The sequence below is a fragment of the Streptomyces sp. NPDC060031 genome (assembly GCF_042736805.1).
Lineage (GTDB): Bacteria > Actinomycetota > Actinomycetes > Streptomycetales > Streptomycetaceae > Streptomyces.
On sequence record NZ_JBHWVM010000002.1, the window covers coordinates 126,772 to 149,699 of the forward strand.

18 protein-coding genes, 1 tRNA gene and 1 pseudogene are annotated in these 22,928 nt (G+C 73.9%); 11 read left to right on the forward strand and 9 right to left on the reverse strand.

The window, feature by feature from the left end:
• Nucleotide 1 precedes the first annotated feature (1 nt).
• From iolB to ACFWB8_RS01525, 3 genes are read left to right on the forward strand one after another with little or no spacing between them, the layout of a single operon-like run.
• Nucleotides 2-889: a 5-deoxy-glucuronate isomerase gene (iolB, locus tag ACFWB8_RS01515; protein ID WP_385220886.1), complete on the forward strand. Its 888-nt coding sequence runs from the start codon at nt 2-4 to the stop codon at nt 887-889.
• On the forward strand, nt 886-2,760 hold the full coding sequence (gene iolD / locus ACFWB8_RS01520) for a 3D-(3,5/4)-trihydroxycyclohexane-1,2-dione acylhydrolase (decyclizing) (protein ID WP_385220798.1): 1,875 nt from the start codon (nt 886-888) through the stop codon (nt 2,758-2,760). The genes iolB and iolD overlap by 4 nt, the downstream gene beginning before the upstream one ends.
• A 13-nt stretch (nt 2,761-2,773) precedes the next feature.
• Nucleotides 2,774-4,273, forward strand: coding sequence for a CoA-acylating methylmalonate-semialdehyde dehydrogenase (locus ACFWB8_RS01525; protein ID WP_385220801.1), 1,500 nt, complete (start codon nt 2,774-2,776; stop codon nt 4,271-4,273).
• A gap of 50 nt (nt 4,274-4,323) precedes the next feature.
• On the opposite strand, the gene ACFWB8_RS01530 is transcribed toward ACFWB8_RS01525, so the two are convergent.
• The 5 genes from ACFWB8_RS01530 to ACFWB8_RS01550 all read right to left on the reverse strand — a co-directional run bounded on the left by ACFWB8_RS01530 (nt 4,324) and on the right by ACFWB8_RS01550 (nt 10,321).
• Complete coding sequence (locus ACFWB8_RS01530) at nt 4,324-5,748, reverse strand: hypothetical protein (RefSeq protein ID WP_385220804.1); 1,425 nt, start codon at nt 5,746-5,748, stop codon at nt 4,324-4,326.
• A 60-nt stretch (nt 5,749-5,808) separates the two neighbouring features.
• Nucleotides 5,809-6,900: a WxL protein peptidoglycan domain-containing protein gene (locus ACFWB8_RS01535; protein ID WP_385220807.1), complete on the reverse strand. Its 1,092-nt coding sequence runs from the start codon at nt 6,898-6,900 to the stop codon at nt 5,809-5,811.
• A gap of 86 nt (nt 6,901-6,986) precedes the next feature.
• Nucleotides 6,987-8,279, reverse strand: a complete 1,293-nt coding sequence (locus ACFWB8_RS01540) for a hypothetical protein (RefSeq protein ID WP_385220810.1) — start codon at nt 8,277-8,279, stop codon at nt 6,987-6,989.
• Nucleotides 8,280-8,578: 299 nt separating this feature from the next.
• Nucleotides 8,579-9,820 (reverse strand): S8 family peptidase, encoded by a 1,242-nt coding sequence (locus ACFWB8_RS01545; protein WP_385220813.1) that lies wholly within the window; start codon nt 9,818-9,820, stop codon nt 8,579-8,581.
• A 78-nt stretch (nt 9,821-9,898) separates the two neighbouring features.
• Nucleotides 9,899-10,321 (reverse strand): GNAT family N-acetyltransferase, encoded by a 423-nt coding sequence (locus ACFWB8_RS01550; protein WP_385220816.1) that lies wholly within the window; start codon nt 10,319-10,321, stop codon nt 9,899-9,901.
• A 52-nt stretch (nt 10,322-10,373) separates the two neighbouring features.
• Between ACFWB8_RS01550 and ACFWB8_RS01555 the strand changes: the two are divergent.
• Nucleotides 10,374-10,568 (forward strand): annotated as a pseudogene (locus ACFWB8_RS01555) (hypothetical protein); the annotation flags it as partial.
• Nucleotides 10,569-10,923: 355 nt separating this feature from the next.
• Here the strand turns inward: ACFWB8_RS01555 and ACFWB8_RS01560 are convergent.
• The gene (locus ACFWB8_RS01560; protein ID WP_385220819.1) at nt 10,924-11,664 is read right to left on the reverse strand and encodes a 4'-phosphopantetheinyl transferase family protein; all 741 of its coding nucleotides are present in this window, start codon (nt 11,662-11,664) and stop codon (nt 10,924-10,926) included.
• A 118-nt stretch (nt 11,665-11,782) separates the two neighbouring features.
• On the opposite strand from ACFWB8_RS01560, the gene ACFWB8_RS01565 reads away from it, so the two are divergent.
• On the forward strand, nt 11,783-12,559 hold the full coding sequence (locus ACFWB8_RS01565) for an alpha/beta fold hydrolase (RefSeq protein ID WP_385220821.1): 777 nt from the start codon (nt 11,783-11,785) through the stop codon (nt 12,557-12,559).
• Here ACFWB8_RS01565 and ACFWB8_RS01570 read toward each other — a convergent pair.
• A complete protein-coding gene (locus tag ACFWB8_RS01570) occupies nt 12,556-13,080 on the reverse strand; it encodes a hypothetical protein (protein WP_385220824.1) in 525 nt (174 codons plus the stop codon). The genes ACFWB8_RS01565 and ACFWB8_RS01570 overlap by 4 nt on opposite strands.
• 573 nt (nt 13,081-13,653) lie before the next feature.
• Between ACFWB8_RS01570 and ACFWB8_RS01575 the strand changes: the two genes are divergently transcribed.
• The gene (locus ACFWB8_RS01575; protein WP_385220827.1) at nt 13,654-14,127 is read left to right on the forward strand and encodes a phospholipase; all 474 of its coding nucleotides are present in this window, start codon (nt 13,654-13,656) and stop codon (nt 14,125-14,127) included.
• A gap of 75 nt (nt 14,128-14,202) precedes the next feature.
• Here ACFWB8_RS01575 and ACFWB8_RS01580 read toward each other — a convergent pair whose 3' ends face one another.
• Entirely contained in the window at nt 14,203-16,149 is a 1,947-nt protein-coding gene (locus ACFWB8_RS01580) for an APC family permease (RefSeq protein ID WP_385220889.1), read from the reverse strand.
• Between the two features lie 261 nt (nt 16,150-16,410).
• Between ACFWB8_RS01580 and ACFWB8_RS01585 the strand changes: the two genes are divergently transcribed.
• Nucleotides 16,411-16,569: a hypothetical protein gene (locus ACFWB8_RS01585; RefSeq protein ID WP_385220894.1), complete on the forward strand. Its 159-nt coding sequence runs from the start codon at nt 16,411-16,413 to the stop codon at nt 16,567-16,569.
• 503 nt (nt 16,570-17,072) lie between these two features.
• On the opposite strand, the gene ACFWB8_RS01590 is transcribed toward ACFWB8_RS01585, so the two are convergent.
• Nucleotides 17,073-17,148 (reverse strand) — tRNA-Arg (locus tag ACFWB8_RS01590).
• A 332-nt stretch (nt 17,149-17,480) separates the two neighbouring features.
• Here ACFWB8_RS01590 and ACFWB8_RS01595 point away from each other — a divergent pair.
• From ACFWB8_RS01595 to ACFWB8_RS01610, 4 genes are all read left to right on the forward strand, one after another.
• Nucleotides 17,481-19,091, forward strand: coding sequence for a dynamin family protein (locus ACFWB8_RS01595; RefSeq protein ID WP_385220830.1), 1,611 nt, complete (start codon nt 17,481-17,483; stop codon nt 19,089-19,091).
• Between the two features lie 4 nt (nt 19,092-19,095).
• Nucleotides 19,096-20,931: a GTPase gene (locus tag ACFWB8_RS01600; protein ID WP_385220833.1), complete on the forward strand. Its 1,836-nt coding sequence runs from the start codon at nt 19,096-19,098 to the stop codon at nt 20,929-20,931.
• A 134-nt stretch (nt 20,932-21,065) separates the two neighbouring features.
• A complete protein-coding gene (locus ACFWB8_RS01605) occupies nt 21,066-21,473 on the forward strand; it encodes a single-stranded DNA-binding protein (protein WP_385220836.1) in 408 nt (135 codons plus the stop codon).
• A 191-nt stretch (nt 21,474-21,664) separates the two neighbouring features.
• Nucleotides 21,665-22,882, forward strand: a complete 1,218-nt coding sequence (locus ACFWB8_RS01610; RefSeq protein ID WP_385220839.1) for a TQXA domain-containing protein — start codon at nt 21,665-21,667, stop codon at nt 22,880-22,882.
• Nucleotides 22,883-22,928: the final 46 nt, after the last annotated feature.

The following is a 22,928-nucleotide window of genomic DNA, read 5'->3' on the forward strand; positions in this document are numbered from 1 at the left end:
GATGGAATGGACCCGGCTGGTGGTCCTGGAGCTGGGGCCCGGCGAGGTGCACGCGCACGAGTGCGGTGACGCGGAGTGGATCGTGCTCCCGTTGTCGGGTGCCTGCACGGTCCGCTGTGCGGAGCTCGAAGAGCGGGGCTCCGCCCCGGACAACGCGCCTCGAACGCCGGCGGGGCCGGAATGGCCGGCCGGCGACATCAGCAGCGGACCGGAGGTTTTCGAACTGCGCGGCCGCGCCGGGGTGTTCGACGGGCCCACCGACTTCGCGTACGTGCCGCGCGACGCGCGAGTGGAGATCCGCTCGGCCGGCGGCGGGCGGTTCGCGATCGTCGGGGCGCGGTGCGAGCGGCGGCTGCCCGCGCGGTACGGCCCGGCCGCGGCCGTGCCCGTCGAGCTGCGCGGGGCCGGGCAGTGTTCCCGGCAGGTCAACAACTTCGCCGCCGCCGGGGCCTTCGAGTGCGACCGGCTCATCGCCGTCGAGGTGCTCACCCCCGGCGGGAACTGGTCCTCGTACCCGCCCCACAAGCACGACGAGCACCACCCCGGCGAGGAGTCCCGGCTGGAGGAGATCTACTGGTTCGAGATCGCCCCGCACGGGGACACGCCCGGGGTCGGCTATCAGCGTGTCAGCCCCTCCCCGGCCGGGAAGACCGACATCCTCACCGAGGTGAGGACCGGTGACGCGGTGCTCATCCCGGACGGCTGGCACGGACCGTCCATCGCGGCTCCGGGCCATGACATGTACTACCTCAACGTGATGGCCGGACCGGACCGGACGCGGGAGTGGCTGATCCGCGACCACCCCGACCACGGCTGGATCCGGTCCACCTGGGCCGGACAGGACGTCGACCCCAGGCTGCCCTTCCACCGCACGGAGGACCCCCAGTGAGGCTCACCGTGGCGCAGGCGCTCGTACGCTTCCTCGCCCGCCAGTACACCGAGCGCGACGGGCACCGGCAGCGCCTCGTCGCCGCCACCTGGGGGATCTTCGGGCACGGGAACGTCGCCGGGATCGGGCAGGCCCTCCTGGAGAGCGGCCCGCACGCCATGCCCTTCTTCCAGGGGCGCAACGAGCAGGCCATGGTGCACGCCGCCGTCGGGTACGCCCGCCAGTGCGGGCGGCTCTCCGCGCACGCCGTCACCACCTCCATCGGCCCCGGCGCCACCAACCTCGTCACCGGGGCCGCCCTCGCCACGATCAACCGGATCCCCGTGCTCCTGCTCCCCGGGGACGCCTTCGCCGCGCGGCCCGCCGATCCGGTGCTCCAGCAGCTCGAAGTCCCGTACGCCGGGGACCTCTCCGTCAACGACACCCTGCGGCCCGTCTCCCGGTACTTCGACCGAATCACCCGCCCCGAGGCCCTGGTCCCCGCCGCCCTCCAGGCCATGCGGGTGCTCGCCGATCCCGTGCAGACCGGCGCCGTCACCCTCGCGCTGCCGCAGGACGTACAGGCGCAGGCGTACGACTGGCCCGAGGAGTTCTTCGCCGAGCGGGTGTGGGGCGTACGCCGGCCCCGCCCGGACCGGGCGGAGCTCGCCGCGGCGGCCGACGCCGTACGGGGCGCCGCGCGGCCCCTGATCGTCGCCGGCGGCGGGATCCGGCACAGCGCGGCGCAGGCGGCCCTGGCCGCCCTCGCCGAGGCCACCGGGATCCCGGTGGCCGTCACACAGGCGGGCAAGGGCGTCCTGCCCTACCACCACCCCGCCGAGGTGGGCGGTATCGGGCACACGGGGACGGCCACGGCCGACCGCCTCGCCCGGGAGGCCGACCTCGTCATCGCCGCCGGGACCCGGCTGACCGACTTCACCACCGCCTCCGCCACCCTGTTCCAGAACCCCGCCGTCCGGTTCATCGGCCTCAACCTGGACCCGTACGACGCCCACAAACTCGCCGCCCGCCCCCTGGTCGCCGACGCGCGGGAAGCCCTCGACGAGCTCCGGGAGGCGCTGTGGGGCCACCGCGTGGATCCCGCCTACGAGGCCGCGTACGGGGCGGACAAGGGGCGCTGGGAAGCGCGCGTCAACCAGGCCTACGAGGTCCCCGGGGACGAGGACGACGCGGTCCCCACCCAGACGCAGGTCCTCGGCCTGCTGGACGGCCTCGTCGACGGCACCGACATCCTGGTCAACGCGGCCGGATCCCTCCCCGGCGACCTGCACAAGCTGTGGCGGGCCCGCTCGTCCGACCAGTACCACCTGGAGTACGGCTACTCCTGCATGGGCTACGAGATCCCGGCCGCCATCGGGGTGGCGCTCGCCGCGCCCGGCCGCCCGGTGTGGGCGCTGGTCGGCGACGGGACGTACCTGATGAACCCGACCGAGATCGTCACGGCCGTCCAGGAGGGCGTCCCGATCAAGGTGGTGATCCTCGACAACCACGGCTACGCCTCCATCGGCGGCCTCTCGGGGGCGGTGGGGGGCGAGGGCTTCGCCACCGCCTACCGCTTCCGGGCGGCGGACGGCTCGTACACGGGCGACCCCCTTCCCGTGGACCTCGCCGCCAACGCGGCCTCCCTCGGGATGGCCGTGATCCGCACCCGCACCATCGGTGACCTGCGAAAAGCTCTCTCCGAGGCGCGTGCGGCGGACCGTCCCACATGTGTCTACGCAACGACCCGAACACCCGACACTGTGTCGGGCCCACCCCCGGCACAGGCGTGGTGGGATGTTCCTGTGGCCGAGACCGCGACCCGTGCGTCCGCGGTGGAAGCCCGCGAAGAGTACGACCGGCAAGCCGCGCAGCGACGTCGCCATCTGTGAAGGAGCAATAGGCATGAAGACCGTCAACCACTGGATCGGTGGCAAGACCGTCGAGGGCGCGTCGGGCAACTACGGCCCGGTCACCGACCCGGCCACCGGCGAGGTCACCACGCAGGTCGCCCTGGCCTCGGCCGCCGAGGTCGACGCCGCCGTGCAGGTCGCGAAGGAGGCCTTCCAGACCTGGGGCCAGTCCTCGCTGGCCGCCCGCACCAAGGTGCTGTTCGCCTACCGCGCCCTGCTGGACGCCAACCGCGACGCCATCGCCGAGCTGATCACCGCCGAGCACGGCAAGGTCCACTCGGACGCGCTGGGCGAGGTCGCGCGCGGCCTGGAGATCGTCGAGCTGGCCTGCGGGATCACCACGCAGCTCAAGGGCGAACTCTCCACGTCGGTCTCCAACCGCGTGGACGTCTCCTCCATCCGCCAGCCGATCGGCGTGGTCGCGGGCATCACCCCGTTCAACTTCCCGGCGATGGTGCCGATGTGGATGTTCCCGCTGGCCGTGGCCTGCGGAAACACCTTCATCCTCAAGCCGAGCGAGAAGGACCCGTCGGCGTCCAACAAGCTGGCCGAGCTGATGACCGAGGCCGGTCTGCCGGCGGGCGTGCTCAACGTGGTCCACGGCGACAAGGTGGCGGTGGACGCGCTGCTGGCGCACCCCGACATCGCGGCCGTCTCCTTCGTCGGCTCCACCCCGATCGCCCGCCACATCCACACCACCGCCTCCGCCAACGGCAAGCGCGTGCAGGCCCTGGGCGGCGCCAAGAACCACATGCTGGTGCTGCCGGACGCCGACCTGGACGCGGCCGCCGACGCGGCGGTCTCGGCCGCCTACGGCTCGGCCGGCGAGCGCTGCATGGCGATCTCCGCCGTCGTGGCCGTCGGCTCCATCGCGGACACGCTCGTCGAGAAGATCCGCGAGCGGGCCGAGAAGATCAAGATCGGCCCCGGCAACGACCCGACCTCCGAGATGGGTCCGCTGATCACCGCCGCCCACCGCGACAAGGTCGCCTCGTACGTCAAGGGCGCGGCCGCCCAGGGCGCCGACGTGGTCCTCGACGGCACCGGCTACACGGTGGAGGGCAACGAGAACGGCCACTGGATCGGCCTGTCGCTGCTCGACAACGTCAAGACCGACTCGGACGCCTACCGCGACGAGATCTTCGGCCCGGTGCTGTGCGTGCTGCGCACCGAGACCTACGAGGAGGGCGTGGCGCTGATCAACGCCTCGCCGTTCGGCAACGGCACGGCGATCTTCACCCGCGACGGCGGAGCGGCCCGCCGCTTCCAGCTGGAGATCGAGGCGGGCATGGTCGGCGTCAACGTGCCGATCCCGGTGCCGGTGGGCTACCACTCCTTCGGTGGCTGGAAGGACTCGCTCTTCGGCGACCACCACATCTACGGGAACGACGGCATCCACTTCTACACCCGCGGCAAGGTCGTCACGACGCGCTGGCCGGACCCCTCCGACGCCCCGGCGGGCGTCGACCTCGGCTTCCCGCGCAACCACTGACCCGACCCGACCCGACCCGACCCGCACCGGCCGCTCGCCCCCCGCAACCCTCACGCGGGGGGCGAGCCCGTTCCCCGGGCCGGCGGGCGGCCGGTTCGGAACAGCAGGGACCAGACGTCCTTCGCCGCCGTGGCGGACCAGACCGCGTCGCCGTGGCCGTAGCCCGGGACGACCGAGTAGCCGACCCGCTTGTTGCCGGCCGCGCGGATCAGCTCCGCGCCGCGCGGATGGTCGCCGCGGCCCAGCTCGGTGTTGATCCAGACCACCTCGGCGGTTATCCGGCCCCAGTCGATCTTGTACGCCTTCTCGTCGCCCGCCCAGACCGCGGCCAGGTCCCGCATCAGGGCCGTCGGGATCAGGCCGCTGCCGAGGGCGGTGGTGGCCGCGTGCCAGGTGGCCAGCGGGGTGTGGGCCAGCGTGAACCGGTCCTCGGCCGGGGTCGCGCCGAATGCGTAACTCCCCGCGCTGTGGCCCTGGCTGTAGATCCAGTTCGCCGCGCCCGGCAGCACGCAGGTGCGGATCAGCGCGAAATGGGCCAGCCCCGCGTGGGTGAAGCGCCGCGCGGGGTCCGGCGGCCACGGTACGGGCGAGGAGCCGCCCGGGTCGCGGACGGCCCGCGCGACCAGCCCCGCCAGCCCCGGGTCGGTCGCGTACACGCCGCGCGCGAGCTGGCCGGCGTACACGTCCCGCGTCTGCGCCGCCCGTACGGCCAGGGCTCCCGTGTACGGCCCGGTCGTGTCCAGGGCCACCACCCGCTGCAGGCGCGGGGAGCCGTCGTGCGAGGCCGCGTCCAGCGCGAGGGCGGCCCCGGCGGAGTGCCCGGCGTACTGGTACGGCAGCCGCAGTACGGAGTCCAGCGCGCCCACCACCTTGGCCAGGTCCCGGCGGTGCGCGGCGAGCCCCCGGTCCGCGGTGATGTCGCCGGCGCGCGCGGAGTCCTCGCGCGGGGTCACGCCGACCACCAACAGGCCCTGGCGGCGCAGCTCGTGCGCGAGGTTGTGGTCGCCGGGGCCGCCGGGGGTGAAGAAGTCGGCGCCGAAGTTCAGCCCCCCGCCCGGCAGCAGGTACGCGATCCCGCGCGGCGGCCGCGCCGTGTCCGCGACCACGTCCACGGTGACGGGGGCCGGGCCGCCGTCGGAGAGCGGGAGGGTGAGGCGCACCCAGCCGTCGCCGGGCTGGTAGGCGGCGGCGCCGGTGCCCAGGGTCCGCTCGATCCGGGTCAGCAGGCCCGCGCCCTTGGTGGCGGAGCGGGCCGGGTCGAGCGTCCCGAAGGCCGCGAGTCCCGCACCCGCGGCGGTCGCCGCGGCCGCCCCGCGCATCCCGGACGTGGTGCCCGCGGCGTGCGCCCCGCCGGCGACGCCGAGCGCGAGAGCGGCCGCCCCGGCCAGGCCCCCCGCGAACACCACCCGCCGGTCGGGGCCGGAGCGGGCGCGGGCCGGCTGGTCAGGCCGGCCTTTGCCGTGCTGGTGTTCCATGGTTGTGCCTCCCCGTAGCGGTGGTGGCCGAATGCCGCCACCGGGAGACACCCTCGCCGCTCAGCGGGCCGCAGCCAAGTCCGGTGTGGGTCGCGCGTCTTCGCCCCCGGTGCGGCGGCGGCGCAGTACCCGCCACGCGATCGCCGCGCCCGCCAGCACCAGGACGGCGCCCAGCGCCGGCCAGGGAACGGCGAGGAAATCGGCGGTGGATCCGGAGGACAGGTCGGGGTAAGCCGCCGCCCCGGCCGTGATGTCGACGGTGACCCGGTCCAGTTGCGGAGCGTCCGCCCAGTCCTCGGTCAGTACGATCCGCTGGCCCGGCAGCAGCACCAGCTTCAGCTCACGGGCCGGCCGGTCCAGCACCGTGCGTCCGAACAGCCCCTCGGCCGCGACCGCCACCTTCGGCTCGACGACCACGTTGCCACGGTTGACCAGGGTGTACGTGACCGTGGCGCGGGCCTTCTTCACCCAGGGCAGCAGCGGCGCCGCCCGGTCCACCTTCACGTCCTCCACGCTCAGCCCCGGGGTCACCGGCCCGGGCACCCGGAAGTAGAGCCGGGCCCCCACCGAGCGCTTCACCCCGACCTGGACCTTGCCCTCCTTCTGCACGCCCTCCACGGCGGTGTTGAGGGCGACGATCCCGCCCACGTGGTCGCCGGGCGTCGCGTCCGCCGGGACCTTCACGGTGAAGGGGATGTCCTTGCGGCCCTTGGGCGGCACGGTGACCGTGGTCGCGGTCTGCGGCGCCAGCGCGATCCACGTGCCCACGTCCTTGGGCCCGGTCTCCACCGGCAGCAGCGCGAAGGCCCCGCCCACCGGGGTGTTCACGGCATCGGTGGCGAAGACCTGGAACGTCAGCTCCTTGTCGGAGGAGTTCACGATCGTCGCGCTGTCGGTGACGGTGCTCCCGGCCTCGCCCTGGTGGAAGAAGTACGCGCGGTCGGTCATCGCCGCGCCGGCCGGCGGAGTCGGGAAGACCCCCCAGGTGCCGTTGTCCGCGGCCGCGGCGGGGGTGGCGGACAGCAGGCCCGCGCCCAGCAGGAGCAGGCCCGCGCCCAGCAGGCGCAGGCCGGCGAGCAGACCGTACAGGGCGCTGCGCGGACGACGGCGGCGGGTGCGTATGCGGCTACGGGTGCGGAGGCGGGTGCGCATGGGCGGTTCTCCAGACGGGGCGGACAGGGGAAGGGTGGTGCGGTGCCGGAGCACCGCACCACCCGGATGGAGCGGGTTGGGCGGGGTCAGGCGATCGAGAAGGTGACGACCGACTGGTAGGTGTCGGCGAACATGAACGGCGGGAGCTGGATCATCCCGGCGCCGCCCACCTCGAACTCGCCACCGGTCAGGTTGTCCCCGCCCGGCGCCTGGGAGGCGATCTTCATCGGGGTGTCGGAGATCGCACCGGGCGCACCGGCGGTGCAGGTGCTCGGGCTGTCCGCGTTGGTCACCTTGCAGGACGGCTGGATGCCGATCTGCGCCTTGGCCATCGAGTGGCCGGTGGCCTCGTTCAGGAACGGCGTACGGGTCGCCGAGACGTCCCAGCCGAGGGTGCCGCCGCGGAAGTCCTGGACGGTCATCGCGGTGAACTGGCCGATGACCGACTGCGCCTTGCCGTTGATGGTCACCTTGCCGAAGTCGACGGCCGGGTTGCCGCTCTGCGGGCCGATGGCCAGCGGACCGGGCAGCACCTCGACGTCGACCGGGTTCTTCACCCCGGGCTGGTCCTTGACGAAGACGAAGTCCTTGTACGGGGTGACGGCACCGTCGAGCTTGATCTGGTCGGTGTCCTGGTTGATCGTGATCGCGCAGGTGGCGGTGCCGTCGGCCGCGGCCGTGCCGCTGCCCGTCTCACCGGTCGCGGCGCCCCCCTTGAGGGCGGAGCAGGTGACCGGTCCGGCGGGGAAGTTGGCGCCGGTGACGGTGACCGCGGTGCCGGCCTTGCCGCTGTTGGGCGTCAGCTTGGTGGTGATCGGGTCCTTGGGCAGGGCCTCCACGGCGACTGAGCCGAGGGAGGCGCTCGGGCGAGGCGCCGGGGTGCAGGTGGTGGTGAAGATCGAGCCGGAGAGGTCCGCGTCGACCACCGACAGGTCGAGGGAGACGGAGAGGGTGGTGCCCTCGGAGCCGTCCGGGATCTTGATGGTGCCGGAGAACGCCTTGGGGTCCAGGGGCTGTCCGGCCACGACGCTGACCGTCTCGGGCGGGCTGACGACCACCTGGGTGGTCGTGCCGACCTTCAGGGTCACCTTGGAGGTGTTCACCGTCGTGACGGAGAAGCCGGGGAGCAGCGGGCTCGCGCCCGGGTCGATGGTGATCGGGACGACGTCGCCGGCCTTGGCGCCGTCCGGCAGGGTGACCGTGTAGTTCTGGTTGCCCGAACCGTCCGCCTGCGGCGCCGGGGCGTCGCAGTTCTCGAAGACGGGAGTCGTCTTCGTCGCGGCCTGCGCGGAGCCCGCCAGGCCCACCACGCCGCCCGTCAGGGCCAGGGACAATGCGCCCGCCCCGGCCAGAACTCTTCGTCGGAACGTTGTACTCACTGGGTCGCGACTCCTTCGTCAGACGAACCCCTCCCCCCACCCGCTGTGTGGGGGAGGCCGAGCCGGTGCGGTGGCCGACATTGACGCGTCGCGGTGATGAGAAGTCAATGGCTTGCTTTCGCCCGAAGCACTCAGAAATTGATGTGCCATCAGGCCAGGTCTGGCAGGTGGCCGGATACCGGTCGGCCGGCCCGCGGTGCGGGTGGGGAGGGTGGGACTGCGGGACGGCGCTGACCTGCGGTAACGAGGCCCCCCGGCGGCCGGGGAGGCGTCGGCGGGCGGGGCGTGCGTACGGCCGGTTACCTGCGGGTCGGTGTGTGCAGCAGCAGGTTCGGGGTGCCGGCCGGGAGCGCGGTGATCCGGCCGGGCACGGCATCGCGTACGAGTGCCCGGAACACCTGGGCCGGGGTCCTGGCCGTACCGCCCGCCAGGATCAGCGCGGCGGCGCCCGCCACGTGCGGGGCCGCCATCGAGGTGCCGGAGGCCCGCGCGGTCGCGGTGGCGGAGCCCTTCCACGCGGAGGTGACGGACACGCCCGGCGCGGCCAGGTCCACGCACCTGCCGTAGTTGGAGAACCGGGCCCACCGGTCGGTGGCGTCGGTCGCGCCGACCGTGACGGCCTGCGAGACGCTCGCCGGGGAACCGGCGCAGGAGTTCTCGCGGGCGTTGCCGGCGGCGACGGTGAAGGTGATCCCGGCGGCGACCGCCCGCCTCACCGCCCGGTTCAGGGCGAAGCTGTAGCTGCCGCCCATGCTCATGTTGGCCACCGCCGGGGTGGCGCCGGCCGCCAGGGCGTCCCTCACCATCCAGTCGAGGCCGCCGATCATGGCCGACAGGTTGCCGTTCCCGCGGCAGTCGGCGACCTTGACCGCGACGAGCGAGACCCCCTTGGCGACCCCGTACGTGGCCCCGCCGATCGTTCCCGCGACGTGCGTGCCGTGACCGTTGCAGTCGTCGGCACTCTGCCGGGACACGGTGTTGACCCCGAACCGGGCGCGGCCGGCGAACTCCTGGTGGAGGATGTTGATCCCGGTGTCCACGACGTACGCGGTGACGCCCCGCGCCTGGGTGGCGTACGCGTACGAGCCGTCGAGCGGGAGCTCGCGCTGGTCGATCCGGTCCAGCGGCCAGGGCGCGGGGCTCTGAGCCAAGGCGGCGGCGCCGGAGTTGCTGCTGCTGCTGCTGCTGCTGCTGCTGCTGCTGCCGCCGCCGCCGCCGTCGCCGCTGCCGCCGTTGCCGTCGCTGATCCGGAACTCGGCGTCCGGCTCCACGGAGGCCACCCGCGGGTCCGCGGCGAGGGCCGCGGCGCGGGCGGCGGTGGTGCGTACGGCGAAGCCGTTCAGGACGGTGTCGTACACGGCCCCGACCCGGTCGCCGGCCGCCTCGGCCTCGGCGGCAAGGGCGCGGACGGGGGCCCGCGAGGCGTAGTCGCGCAGGACCACGACGTAGGCGGCGGTGGGGGTTTCGGCGGGCGCCGGCGCTGACAGCGTGGCCGCCGCCAGCAGGGCGGCGGCCGGGAACAGGGTGAAGAGTGGGGTCATGCGCCCGATGCTCGGCCCGGCGCGCGAAGCCCGCGCGGAGGGTGCGCCGACTGGCCCCACGACACGCCGCCGCAGGAGCTACGCGATGTCCGCGCCCAGGGGCCAGCCGCGCATCGCGAACACGCCCTCGTCGCGGGCGCCGGCCGAGGCGTACGTGGCCAGGGCGGCTCCGTTGTCGGTGTCGACGCCCACCCACATGCCGTAACAGCCGTGGGCCTTGGCCTCGGCGGCCAGGGCCTCGGTCAGGGCGCGGCCGATCCCGCGCCGCCGGTAGCCCTCGTCCACCGAGAGCTCGTACAGGCACATCTCGGTGCCTTTGTCGGGGTGGCTCATCTCGATGCCGGAGACCATGCCGGCGGGCACGCCGTCCACGTAGGCGATGAGCATCAGGTGCCCGGCGGCGGCGAGGAACCGCCGCGACCGGTCCTCGCTGACGGGGCCGTCGAAGAGGCCCTCGGCAGCCTGGAGTTCGGCGGGGGTACCGGCTCGGCGGATGTCCATGGCGGCCACGATAGTGCGGGCATGACGCAGGGGAGATCGATTTCGGCACGGCGTGGCGGGCCGCGCCCCGGGCGGTACGCAGGGCGCTCGCCCTCGCGTACGAGGAGGGCCCGGGGATGGACCGCTGCGCGGCACGCCGCTGGCGCAGGCCGAGACGAACGCCGAGACGAACGCCGAGACGAACGCGCTCGGGGCCGCCCGGACGGGCCGGGACCTCGGCGCGGCCACGCTGTGGAGCACGCAGGAGCCGTGCGAGATGTGTGCGGCGGCGGCCCGGTTCACGGGGGTGAGGGAGGTGCGGTACCTGGCGCCGGAACCGTGGGCCCTGGCGGGCGGATCCCCGGGCGGGACGAGCGGGCAGGCCCGCGGCGGGGTGTGGCTGCCGGCCGCCCACGTGATGTTCCTGCGGAGCGCGGTCCTGGCCGCGCCGGGCCCCGCCGAACCGCGGATCCTGACCTTGCACCGCGACGCCGAACCGGAGACCGCGGCCCTGCACGACCGGGTACCGGCGGGCCTGCGGACGGCCCCTCGGTGGAGGCCTGGCTCGCCGCGCTCTGGCCCGACCTGGCCCGGGCCGCGGCGGCCCGGGCGGTGCGTACGGGCTAGACCGAGCCCGGCTCCCGGGCTGCCGGGGCCGCCGGGGCAGGGGCGCGCAGGGCGAGGGCCGCGGCGTAGCCGGGTGGGGCCGGCAGGTCGGTCAGGGTCCAGCCGGGGACCGCCGCCGGGGTGGGCACGGTGGCGACGTACGGCTCCGCCAGGCCGAGCGCCAGGCCCGTACCGGTGGCCTTGAGGTAGGCCTCCTTGCGGGACCACACCCGCCCCATCGCCGCGGGCCGGTCCGCTTCCGGGAGCGCGGTCAGCTCCGCGGTCTCCGCCGGGTGCAGCGTGTGCAGTACGTCGGCCACCGCGGCCGCGCTCGGGATCCCCTCCACGTCGACCCCGACCGGGACCCCCGCGAAGGCGAAGTAGGCCACGTCGCCGCTGTGCGAGAGGGAGAACTGCAGTGCGCCGCCCGCCACGGCGGGCCGGCCGTGCGGGCCACCGCAGCACGGGCAGGTCTCGCGGACCAGCGCCACCTCCGCCGGGGCCAGCCCGAGGTAACCCCCGATCAGCACCCGGAGCCCCACGTGCGAGGCCAGGTAGCGGCGCCGGTCGCCCTCCCGCATCAGCCGCTCGGCCCGGTCCCGCTCGGCCGCGTCCAGCATCGGCAGCGCCTCGGCGACCGGGTGGCCGCCGACCACCTGCGAGGTGGTGTCCAGAGCCCAGACCGCCACGCCCGTACCCGTCGGCAGCGCCCCGGTCCGCGGCCCGCCGCTGCCGAGGCGGTTCACGTAGGTAGTCATCCGACGAGGGTAGACGAGCTGGTCGCCGCCCCGGCCCGGGGCAAGGCCTATGCTTCCCCCTCGACTTCGATCGACTTCGATTCGGCTTCGACTTGGCTTCGACTTGGGGGAGTGCAGCATGCGAAGTGCCGTCGTCACGCCCGATGGTGACCGGATCCGGTGGGTCGAACTGCCGGGGGCGCAGCCGCCCCGGGTCTACCTGCACGGGCTGGGGTCCACCTCGCCCGCCTACTTCGCGGCGTGCGCCGTGCACCCGCTGCTCGCCGGGCGGCGGTCCCTGCTCGTCGACCTGCTGGGGCACGGGCACAGCGACCGGCCCGAGGACTTCTCCTACACGTTGGAGGCGCATGCCGACGCGCTCGCCTCCGCGCTCGAACAGGCCGACGCCGACGGGGCCGAACTGATCGCGCACAGCATGGGCGGGGCCGTGGCCATCGTGCTGGCCGACCGGCACCCCCACCTCGTCTCCCGTCTGGTCCTGGTCGACGCGAACCTTGACCCCAGCCCCCGCACTCCCGGCGCGGCAGGCAGCAGTGGGATCGCCTCCTACTCCGAGGAGGAGTTCCTGGCCGGCGGCTGGGCCGAGGTGCGCGACCGGGTCGGGGCGCACTGGTGGTCCACGATGCGGCTGGCGGGCCGGGTCGCGCTGTACCGCAGCGCCTTCCACCTCGCCGTGGGTACGACGCCCACGATGCGCGAGCTGCTGCTGGAGCTGAAGATCCCCCGCAGTTACCTGTTCCCGACGCAGGACGGCCACTTCCCCGGCACCGAGGCGCTGGAGGCGTCCGGGGTGACGGTGGTCCCCGTCCCCGACTGCGGGCACAACATCATGCTCGACAACCCCGACGGCTTCGCCCGGGCCGCGGCGACGGCCCTCGCCGAGGACGCCCTCTAGCGGGCGCCCGCCGCATGCTGCGCCGCCGGGGCGCCGCCCTGCGTCTTCGCGCCCGGCGACGGTGTCCCGTCGGTCCACGCGTAGACCCGCTTGCCGCGCACCGCGACCTGGTACTGGTGGGTGTCCCGGCACTCGGACCGCTCCTCGGAGCGGGTGTCGTGCGGCCACCACTTGGCGTCCAGCGCCGGCCGCGCCATCTGCTTGGGCGTGCCCGCCGTGCACTGAGGGCCGTCCAGCGGGGTCGCGCCCAGCTTGAACCGGATCAGCCGGGCCTCCCCGGTGGTCCGGACGTGTATTCGAACATCGGTGGCGTCCTTGGGTATCCAGGACGGCAGAACCCACGTCGGCTCCCCGCGGGTCGGGGCATCGGCCGCGGTCTGGAAGCGCTTGCCCTTCTCCTTGAACACATGGTCGTTGACCGCGTCGGTCACGGGGTTGGGCGGGAGGTTGGGCAGCGCGAAGGCGGCGGTGGCGAGCACTCCCACGGTGGCGGCGACGATGACGAGAGGACGGCGGTTCATACCCACAAGTGTTCGCGCCCGGGCCTCTTTCCGCGTCCCTCCCGAGTACCAACCTCGTCTCGACCCCAAGGGTGACAACGACTCATACCTGAGTCCCGGTCCGGCCCTTTGGCCCCAGGCGGCGCTGACCCTCGCCGCGCTCGGCCTGACCGGACCGCGCGAGCGGGCCGCCCCGCTCGGCGGTGACCCGGCGGCCCGGCGGCTGCGCCGGGCACGGTTGCTGATCCCCCTGGCCCAGGTGGCGGCCGCGCTGCTCGGGCTGGCCGGCATCGGTGCGACCCTCATGCTCGGGCGGCACCCTCACCCGCCGCATGCTGCAAGGCGACTGCGCCGCCACCACCGCCGGGGACGAGGTGGCCAACACGCCGTAGCGCGAGCGGCATTGGGATTCCAGCGGAGCGCCACCCCGGCTCACCGGGTGGCGCTCCGCGTTATAGGTGCCGTGGGGATCGGCGATATGGCGGGCTCCGAGGGTGTGACCAGACGCCGCACCGGGAGTTGGCCGGACGGCGGCCGCACACCCCCCGCACCACCCCCACCCCGCCCCGTCCCCGCCCCTCCCGGAGGAATGTCATGCGCCGTCGCCTCGCCCCCGTTCTCGCGTCCGCCGCCGCGGCCGGTGTGCTCGTCTTCGCGACCCCCGCCTCTGCGGCCCCAGCGGACAAGCCGCAGGTGCTGAGCAACTGGACGCAAACGAGCGCCGCCAGCTACAACTCCTGGGTCGCGGCCCGCGGCAGCCAGGGGGCCTGGTCGGCGTACGGCTTCGACTGGTCGACGGACTACTGCACGACGTCCCCGGACAACCCGTTCGGCTTCCCCTTCCAGACGGCCTGCGCCCGCCACGACTTCGGCTACCGCAACTACAAGGCGGCAGGTGAGTTCTCGGCCGCCAAGTCCCGGCTGGACGACATGTTCTACTCGGACCTCAAGCGCGTCTGCACGCAGTACTCGGGCGCCAAGAAGACCTCCTGTGACGGCACCGCCTGGACCTACTACCAGGCCGTCAAGGTCTTCGGCGTCTCCCCGGAGGACGCCCCCGCCGCGTGATCCACGCGCCCGGAACCCGTCCTCTCCCCGCTCCCCGTCCCGCCCGACACCCCCCCGTCGGGCGGGACGGTCGTGTCAGCCGGCGTGGACGTGGGGGCGGCGGGCGCGGTCGGGTTCGGCCTCGCGGATGACCTCGCGGGTCACGGGGGCGACCTCGCCCTGGCCGAAGAGGAAGAACCGCAGGAAGTTGGCCATCGGGTTGCCCTCCGTCCACTCGAAGTAGATGTGCGGCCGCTGCCCGGTCTCGTCCCGTACGTACAGCAGCAGTGCGGCCAGGGCGTTGGGGATGGAGGAGCTCTCCAGGGTCAGGACGCGGTAGCGGTCGTGCAGCACCTCGCCCCGTACCCGCATCCCGGACTCGAACTCGGACGCGTCCAGGACGGTGACCTCGACGAACATGACGTCGTCCTCGGACGGGATGTCGTTGTCCGCGCGGATCTGCTGCTTCTTGAGCCGGTACTCGGTGTCGTCCCGGTTGTCGGGTTCGTTGGCTATGAAGCGGATGGTGCGGTTGGCGGTGTCGCGGACGAACCGCTGCGCCATGTCGTCCAGCTCCACGTGGGTGACGCGGAGTTCGAAGACGCGGGCGAGGCGGGAGAGGAGGGAGAGGGCCATGATGCCGGCGATGAAGCAGGCACCGATCTTCACGCCGTCGGGGCGCTCGACGACGTTCACCGCGGTCGTGTAGATGAAGATCACGGAGATGACGCCGAAGCCGATGGTCCAGCCGCGCTCCCCGGCCTTGCGGGCGGCGATGGTCACGGCGACGGCGGCCGAGGTGATCAGGACCAGGACGCCGGTGGCGTACGCACCGCCCTGCGCGTCCACGTCGGCGTGGAAGATCCAGGTGACGAGGAACGCGACGAGGGTGAAGACGATCACCATCGGGCGCAGCGCGCGGGCCCAGTGCGGGGCCATGCCGTATCGGGGCAGGTAGCGCGGCATCAGGTTGAGCAGACCGGCCATGGCCGAGGAGCCCGCGAACCACAGGATCAGGATCGTGGAGACGTCGTAGACGGTGCCGAAGGCGGAGCCCAGGTGCTCGTGGGCCAGGTAGGCCAGGGCGCGGCCGTTGGCCTCGCCGCCCGACTTGAACTCCTCGGCCGGGATCAGCAGCGTGGTGATGAAGCTGGAGCAGATCAGGAAGACACTCATGATCACGGCGGCCGTGGTCAGGAGCTTCTTCGTGCCCCGGATCCGGCCGCCGGGCTTGGCGGCGGCGTCGTCGGCGTCGCCCTGGACGTGCGGCATGACGGCCACGCCCGTCTCGAAGCCCGACAGGCCGAGGGCGAGCTTCGGGAACACGACGAGCGCGATGGCGATCATCATGAAGGGGTTGCCGTGCTCGGCGGTGAGGGCGTCCGCCCAGTCCGCGACGACGTGGGGTTCGGTGAGGACCTGCCACAGCCCGACCGCGACGACGATCGCGTTGAGGGCGAGGTAGGTGGCCACCAGCACCACGGCCACGCCGATGGCCTCGCTGAAGCCCTTCAGGAAGACCGCGCCGAGCAGGGCGACGAGGATCAGGGTGATCAGTACCTCGTGGCCGCGCAGGGTGCCGGTGAGGTGCGGGTTCTCCACCAGGTGCGCGGTCGCGTCGGCGGCCGACAGGGTGATGGTGATGAGGAAGTCGGTCGCGGCGAACCCGAGCAGGGTCAGGACGAAGAGCTTGCCCTTCCAGAAGGACAGCAGCCGCTCCAGCATGGCGATGGAGCCCTCGCCGTGCGGGCTCTCCTCGGCGACCCGCCGGTAGACCGGGAGCGCGCCGAAGAGGGTGAGCAGGACGAGGACGATCGTCGCGACCGGCGAGAGCAGGCCCGCGGCCAGCGCCGCGATGCCGGGCTGGTAGCCGAGGGTGGAGAAGTAGTCGAGACCGGTCAGGCACATGACGCGCCACCACGGACGGCCCTCGTGCTCGGTGGTCGGTTCCCCGGCGCGGGGGCCGGACCGTCTGTTCTGGTCGGTCAGACCCTCCAGCAGCCACGCGCGCAGGCGTGAGGGGCGGGCAGGGGTGGCCGCCATGGTGATGCTCCTGTCGTACCGCTTCGATCCGGCCACCAGTGCGACCAGCTGGAAAGCGTACGCATTGCGGCCCCAGGCGCAGCTCATGGAGCAGATCTTGACGAGCCCTTAACGCCGGGGCGCACGGAAATGCCGTGAGCGGCGGTACCGCGTCCCCACCTGCGTGAACGACCTGCGTGGTCGACCGGTGCGGGCGGCCTGTGGGGTCCGGGAGTCAAGGACGCGTCAGAACCGGGACGTTCGGCGTCAAGCCTCGACGCGATGGCGTCGGTCATCGCGGAGGCCGAGCCGGAGCGGCTGTGGCAGCGGCTCCTGCAGAACCAGCGCGGGGCCGTCGTGGCCCACGCCGTCCGGCGCGACACGGACGCGGTGATCTGCCGGCTGCGGCTGCGCCTGCGCCTGTCCGGCGGGCGGAGCTGAGCGCCGGGCGGCAGCGGGGAGACCAATAGGGTGAACTTCTCATACGTAGAACACGGACCGCGGTGGGGAAGCGCCGGACCGCCGACGGCGGGACCGACGTCGGGACGGGCGGCGGGACCCGCGCCGCGCCTGTCCGGCTCCGGCGAGCGAACTGGCTGAATGACGGGGTGCCGTCGGGCGCGGGCGGCGGACCGGCCGGGGCGTCGCGCCGCGGTGCCGCCTGCCGGATATGCCCGATGTGTCGCCGGTGGATGCCCCGTTCCCGAGTGGCGGGCCGAGGGTGACGGCGACCTCCGCGAAGCGCCGGAGGCGGACCGGGCGCCGCGGAGGAATTCACCGGGCCCTCTCCGCGGCCGCCGGCGGAAACCCGGTGACGGCCGGACGGCGCCGGACCCCGGCGAGGGCGCCCCCGGGGCTTATGGCGGTGCTACACCGGTCCCGCTAGGGTGCCTCTGACCTGCAGGAAAGCCCTCCGCGAGGGAGGGCTCGGAGGGGTGGAAGTGTGGTGCCCCCGGCAGGACTCGAACCTGCGGCCAAGTGCTTAGAAGGCACCTGCTCTATCCACTGAGCTACGGGGGCCGGAAGGTGGCCGTGGTGGCCTGGAGCCCCTTGGTGGGGGTGGGACTGTGGTCCGTGCCGGGTCAAGGATAGGGCTCCGGCCGCCTTGTCCCGGTTGCTTCACCCGCGTGCCACGATGTGGAGGTTCGGTGAAGCGGTCCCGATAATCGCAGGCAGGTGCGATTCTCGCATCGCTTTTGCGCCGCGCCGCCCTGGGTGTTGTGCACTCGTTATGCCTGCGCCCCACTCGTCCGTCGTGCCCGCAATGTCCCACTGGAGTCGCGGTCGGCGCGCAGAGGACGTATAAGCTTCAAAAATGGCCCTAAATTGGGCATTCTTCGCATGTGGTGACCTTGGATGTTCGGCCTCAGCTGCTCGATGCCCTGTCCGCCCTGCGCGACCGGGTCGCGTCCGTGCGTCTGCCGCTGCCCCTGCCCGGCGCCCCCCGCGCGCGTCAGACCAGAGCCGAGCTGCTCGCGCAGCTCGACGACTACCTCGTACCCCGGCTGAAGGCGCCCGAGGCGCCCCTGCTCGCCGTTGTCGGCGGGTCCACCGGGGCCGGCAAGTCCACCCTCGTCAACTCCCTCGTCGGACGGCAGGTCAGCGAAGCCGGCGTGCTGCGCCCGACCACGCGCACGCCGGTGCTCGTCTGCCACCCGGACGACCACCACTGGTTCGCCGGCATGCGGGTGCTCCCCGACCTGATGCGGGTCTGGGCCCCGCAGGGGGAGGAGGAGCGCGTTCCGCACCCGAAGAGGACCGCCCCGCGCGGACCTTTGAACCACTCCACCCGTGAGCTGCGGATCGAGACCGTCTCCTCCCTGCCCCGCGGGCTCGCCATCCTCGACGCCCCCGACATCGACTCCCTCGTGGTCGAGAACAGGACGCTCGCCGCCGAACTCATCTGCGCCGCCGACGTCTGGGTCATGGTCACCACCGCCTCGCGGTACGCCGACGCCGTGCCCTGGCACCTGCTGCGCACCGCCAAGCAGTACAAGGCGACGCTGATCATCGTCCTCGACCGGGTCCCGCACCAGGTCCTCGCCGAGGTCTCGCGGCAGTACGGGGCGCTGCTCACGCGGGCCGGGCTGGGCGACGTACCGCGGTTCACGGTGCCGGAGCTGCCCGAATCGGCCGGCGGGGGCGGGCTGCTGCCGGCCAGCGCCGTCGCGCCGCTCGCCGCCTGGCTCGCCCACCACGCCCAGGATCCGGCCGCCCGCCAGTACGCCGTCGGGCGGACCGCGCTCGGAGCGCTGGACTCCCTCGCGCGGCGGATGCCGGAGCTCGCCTCCGCCGTCGCCGCCCAGCACGCTGCCGCCGTACGGCTGACTTCGGCCGTCGAGGACGCGTACAAGAAGGAGGGCAAGCGGGTGCGCAACCGGCTCGACCGCGGCGCCGTACTCGCCGGGGACGCGCTGACCCGCTGGCGCGGCTACCCGCTCGACACCAGCGCGGACGAACTGCTGGACTCCCTCGCGGAGTCCCTGGCGGCGCTGCTGCAGTGCGCGGTCGCCGCCGCCGACGAACGGATCGCCGACGCCTGGCGGCGCGAGCCGGCCGCCGGGGCGGTGCCGCTGCCCGCACCGGACCGCGAGGCGGCGGACCGTATCGGCATGGCCGTACGCCGCTGGCGGCGCGTGCTGGAGGAACTCGCCGAGGAAGAGGTCGCGCGGCTCGACAAGCAGCCCGCACCCGACCCCGACGGCGTCGCCGCCCTGCTGGTCGCCGCTCTGCTCGGCGGCAAGCGGGCCCGCCCGGCGGGGGAGAAGCTCGCGGAACGGATCGGCGTACAGGCCGCGCTGCGGCTGCGCGACCGCGGCGGCGAGCTGGTCGGCGAACACCTCGACCAGGTGCTGCGCGCCGAGCGCGACCGCCGGCTCGCCCCGCTGGAGGCGCTCGAAGTGTCCCCGGAACCACAGGCCGAGCTGATCGCCGCGCTGTCCCTACTGCAGAAGGAGAGGTGACACGGTGACCGCCTTGACCGACCGCACCGACGACCGCTGGGACGACGGGTTCATCGCACGCTCGCGCCCCCGGCCCCTCGACCGGGAGCCCGGTTTCGGCGACGAGGAGGGCGACGACGCGCTCGTGCGGGCCGTATCCGGAGCGGGCGACGACGGCGGCAAGGCCCCCGCGCCCCCGCTCAGTCCCGAGGGCCACGCGCTGCGGATGCGCCTGGACGCGCTGCGCCAGCTCGTCGGACTGTCCCGGACCCGGCTCGACGGCAAGACCCTCGCCGAGGCCGGGCGGGTCCTGGACGAGGCGGCGGCGCGGCGCGGACTGTCGGCGCAGCACACGGTCGTCGCCATCGCCGGAGCCACCGGAAGCGGCAAGTCCACCCTCTTCAATTCACTCGCGGGGGTGCAGATTTCCGAAACGGGGCTGCGCAGGCCCACGACCGCGGCGCCGATCGCGTGCAGTTGGTCGGACGGGGCCGCCGGGCTGCTCGACCGCCTCGAGATCCCCGGCCGGCTGCGGCGCCGGCCCCGCGAGACCTCCGACGTCGAGGCGCTGCGCGGGATGGTCCTGGTGGACCTGCCCGACCTGGACTCGGCGGTCGGCGCACACCGGGACCACGTGGACCGGGTGCTGGCCCTGGTCGACGCGGTGGTGTGGGTGGTGGACCCGGAGAAGTACGCCGACGCCGTGCTGCACGAGCGCTACCTGCGCCCGCTGGCCGGGCACGCGGAGGTGACCTTCGTCGTGCTGAACCAGGTGGACCGGCTGCCCGGCGAATCGGCGGACCTCGTACTGGACGACCTGCGCAGGCTGCTGGACGACGACGGGATCGCGCTCGGCGAGCACGGCGATCCGGGGGCCACGGTGCTCGGACTGTCCGCCCTGACGGGTGAAGGCGTCGGGGAACTGCGCGAGATGCTCGGACAGTTCACCCAGGAGAAGGGCGCGGCGACCCGGCGGATCGCCGCCGACCTCGACCGGGCCGCCATGCGCCTGCAGCCGCTCTACGTCGCCGACGGGCACCCGGGGCCGGAGATCGGGGAGACGGCGCGCGCCGAGTTCGAGGACCGGCTCGCCGAGGCGGTCGGGGCGTACGCGGCCGGGCTCGCCGCCGAGCGGGCGTGGCGGCGCAATGCCGGCAAGGCCTGCGGGACCCCGTGGCTTCGGCTGTGGCGGTGGTACGAGAGCCGGCGCGCCCCGCGCACGCTGGCCGGGCTGGCAGCCCTTGCGGCGATCGGCGGCCGGGGCACCGCCCTGGCCCAGGCGCCGGTCGAGGAGGAGGTGACGGCCCGCCAGCGCGTCGAACAGGCGGTACGGGCGGTCGCCGACGAGGCGGCCGCAGGGCTGCCCCAGCCCTGGGCGCAGGCGGTACGGGAGACGGCGGTGCGCGGGGCCGACCGGCTCCCGGAGGCGCTGGACGAGATCGCGGTGACGCTCGGCGCGGCGGTCGCGGTGCCCAGCGCCAAGCCCCCGCGGCCCACGTGGTGGCCGGCGGCGGTCCTCGCGCAGGCGGCCATGACGCTGCTCCAGATCTACGGAGGGCTGTGGCTGGTCGGGCAGATCGTCGGGGTCCTGGAGCCGAGCCTGATGCCGCCGGTGCTGCTGATGGTGGCGGGCATCATCGGCGGGCCGCTGGTGGAATGGGCCTGCTCGATCGCGGCCCGCGGGCCGGCCAGGCGCTACGGGCAGGACGCGGAGCGGCGGCTGCGGCAGGCCGCGGCCGGGTGCGGCCGGGCCCGGGTGCTGGAGCCGGTGGCGGCGGAGCTGCTGCGCTACCGGGAGGTGCGCGAGCAGTACGGGGCGGTGGCCGCAGGGGGGAACAAGTTGTCCACAACCCGCCAGTAGTCCACAGGCGCGAGCGGGCTGCGGCGCCCCGGCCCAGCATGGTCGTACCTCGTGCGGATGGTCCGTGCGGGTACGGAGCAGGGGTGCGGGGCGCGGACTTCAGCCGCGGCCCGGGCCCGGGGAGGGCGGCCGGGATGAACGACACCCAGGTGACGCTGGTGGGTCACGTGGCGACGCAGATCGACTACAGGGAGACGCCGGCCGGACCGTCGGCGAGGTTCCGCTTCGCCGTGACACCGCGGTACTTCGACCGCCGCAAGGAAGCGTGGGCCGACGCGCCCACCAGCTTCTACACCGTCTGGGCGCGGCGCACCCTCGCCCTGAACCTCGCCGGTTCCGTCTCGGTCGGCGAACCGCTCGTGGTGCACGGGAGGTTGCGGGTGCGCGAGAACCCTCCCGACGGGGAGGGCAACCGGTGGTTCTCCGCGGACATCGAAGCGACCGCCATCGGGCACGACCTCAACCGCGGGACGGCCGCGTTCCGTCGGATCGTCACGACCGATACGCCGCTGATGGTCAATCAGAACGCGGCGGTGGTCTGAGTGTTCGAGCCGGATAGGATTCCCCGGTACTCACGGGCACCTGGGCCTTCGGCCCGAAGGGGAAGACTGTGTCGATTGCCGTTCCCGCATCCTCCGCTCCTGATCCCGCTCCTTATCCCGCTCCTGTTCCGGCTCTTGACCGGGCTTCCGCTCCGCCTCCGGCCCCGGCTCGCGTTCCGGCTCCCGGGCCGGTGTCCGCCGCGTCCGCCGTACGGGCCTGCGCACGGCGCCCGCTGGCGGTGGCGCTGCTCGCCGCGGCGCTCGCCGGCGCGCCGGGTGCCCGGGCGGCCGCCGACGGCGGCCCGGGGGCACCCAGGGCACCCGAGGGCGCGAGCGCCGTGCTGGACGGGCTGAAGACGTACGGGCAGGCGGTCCTGCGCGGCGGCGACGGATCGGTGCGCCAGATCCCGGCCGGGCTGTACGAGATGCGGGTCGACGGCGGCGGGATGCTCCAGACGTACGGGGTCGGATTCGCGGGCAACGCGCAGCCCCAGGCCCGGTACGCCGAGAGCGGCTGGAGCGGCAGCCCGCTCGCCGGAAACGGTGAGGCGGGGCGGATCCGCTGGGTCCTGGAGCACTCCTACCCGCAGCTGAACGACCTGGCCGGGCTCGCCAAGGCGGCCGGTGCCGGGGCGCTCACCGCGCAGAGCGCGGCGGCCGGCACCCAGGTGGCGATCTGGCGGCTGGCGGACGGCGTGCAGGTGGAGGCCGCGGACCCGGCGGCGGAGATGCTGGCCGACTACCTGCAGCGGGAGGCGGGACGGCTGCCGGAGCCGCCGGCGTCGCTGGGGCTGGACCCCGGGGGCGTGTCGGGGCCGGTGGGCACGCGGCTCGGGCCGGTCACCGTGCGGACGGGGGCCCAGAGCGTGAGCGTGACGCCCGATGCCGCGGCGGTGGCCATGGGGGTGCGGGTGGTGGACGCCGAAGGGCGCCCGGTCGACACCGCCGTCAATGGCAGCCGCCTGTACTTCGAGGTGCCCGCGGGCACCCCGGACGGCGCCGCCTCGGTCACCGTCCACGGCGCGACGAAGGTGCCGGTGGGCCGGGTCTTCACCAGCGGGGTGCCGGCCCAGGCCCAGATCGTGGCGGGCTCCAGCGAGTCCGCCGCGGCGGCCAGGGCGACGGCGGTGTGGCCGCGCTCCACCGCGACCCCGATCGGCACCACGGCGGGCACGGACACGGCCGCCACCTCCGGCGCGAACGGGAACGCGGCCGCCGGTTCGGCGCTGGCGGCGCCGGGCGGGCCTGCCGCGCAGGGGTCGCCCGACACCCCGGAGGAGCGGCTGGCCACCAGCGGCAGCTCGGCGGCCACGCCGTTCATCGCCTCCCTGGCGGTGGGCCTGGTGGTCTTGGGCGGTCTGGTGGTGCTCCTGCTGCGCAAGCGGCCGCTGGAGGAGGAGTCGGAGTAGGGGGGAGGCTGTCCTGATTCCAGATCCGTGAGTGCGGGTAAGCGCT

Coding starts and splice junctions, on each gene's coding strand:
- iolB (WP_385220886.1), top strand. CDS start 2: ATGGAATGGACCCGGCTGGTGGTCCTGGAGCTGGGGCCCGGCGAGGTG.
- ACFWB8_RS01525 (WP_385220801.1), top strand. CDS start 2,774: ATGAAGACCGTCAACCACTGGATCGGTGGCAAGACCGTCGAGGGCGCG.
- ACFWB8_RS01530 (WP_385220804.1), bottom strand. CDS start 5,748: ATGGAACACCAGCACGGCAAAGGCCGGCCTGACCAGCCGGCCCGCGCC.
- ACFWB8_RS01535 (WP_385220807.1), bottom strand. CDS start 6,900: ATGCGCACCCGCCTCCGCACCCGTAGCCGCATACGCACCCGCCGCCGT.
- ACFWB8_RS01545 (WP_385220813.1), bottom strand. CDS start 9,820: ATGACCCCACTCTTCACCCTGTTCCCGGCCGCCGCCCTGCTGGCGGCG.
- ACFWB8_RS01550 (WP_385220816.1), bottom strand. CDS start 10,321: ATGGACATCCGCCGAGCCGGTACCCCCGCCGAACTCCAGGCTGCCGAG.
- ACFWB8_RS01560 (WP_385220819.1), bottom strand. CDS start 11,664: ATGACTACCTACGTGAACCGCCTCGGCAGCGGCGGGCCGCGGACCGGG.
- ACFWB8_RS01565 (WP_385220821.1), top strand. CDS start 11,783: ATGCGAAGTGCCGTCGTCACGCCCGATGGTGACCGGATCCGGTGGGTC.
- ACFWB8_RS01570 (WP_385220824.1), bottom strand. CDS start 13,080: ATGAACCGCCGTCCTCTCGTCATCGTCGCCGCCACCGTGGGAGTGCTC.
- ACFWB8_RS01575 (WP_385220827.1), top strand. CDS start 13,654: ATGCGCCGTCGCCTCGCCCCCGTTCTCGCGTCCGCCGCCGCGGCCGGT.
- ACFWB8_RS01580 (WP_385220889.1), bottom strand. CDS start 16,149: ATGGCGGCCACCCCTGCCCGCCCCTCACGCCTGCGCGCGTGGCTGCTG.
- ACFWB8_RS01585 (WP_385220894.1), top strand. CDS start 16,411: ATGGCGTCGGTCATCGCGGAGGCCGAGCCGGAGCGGCTGTGGCAGCGG.
- ACFWB8_RS01605 (WP_385220836.1), top strand. CDS start 21,066: ATGAACGACACCCAGGTGACGCTGGTGGGTCACGTGGCGACGCAGATC.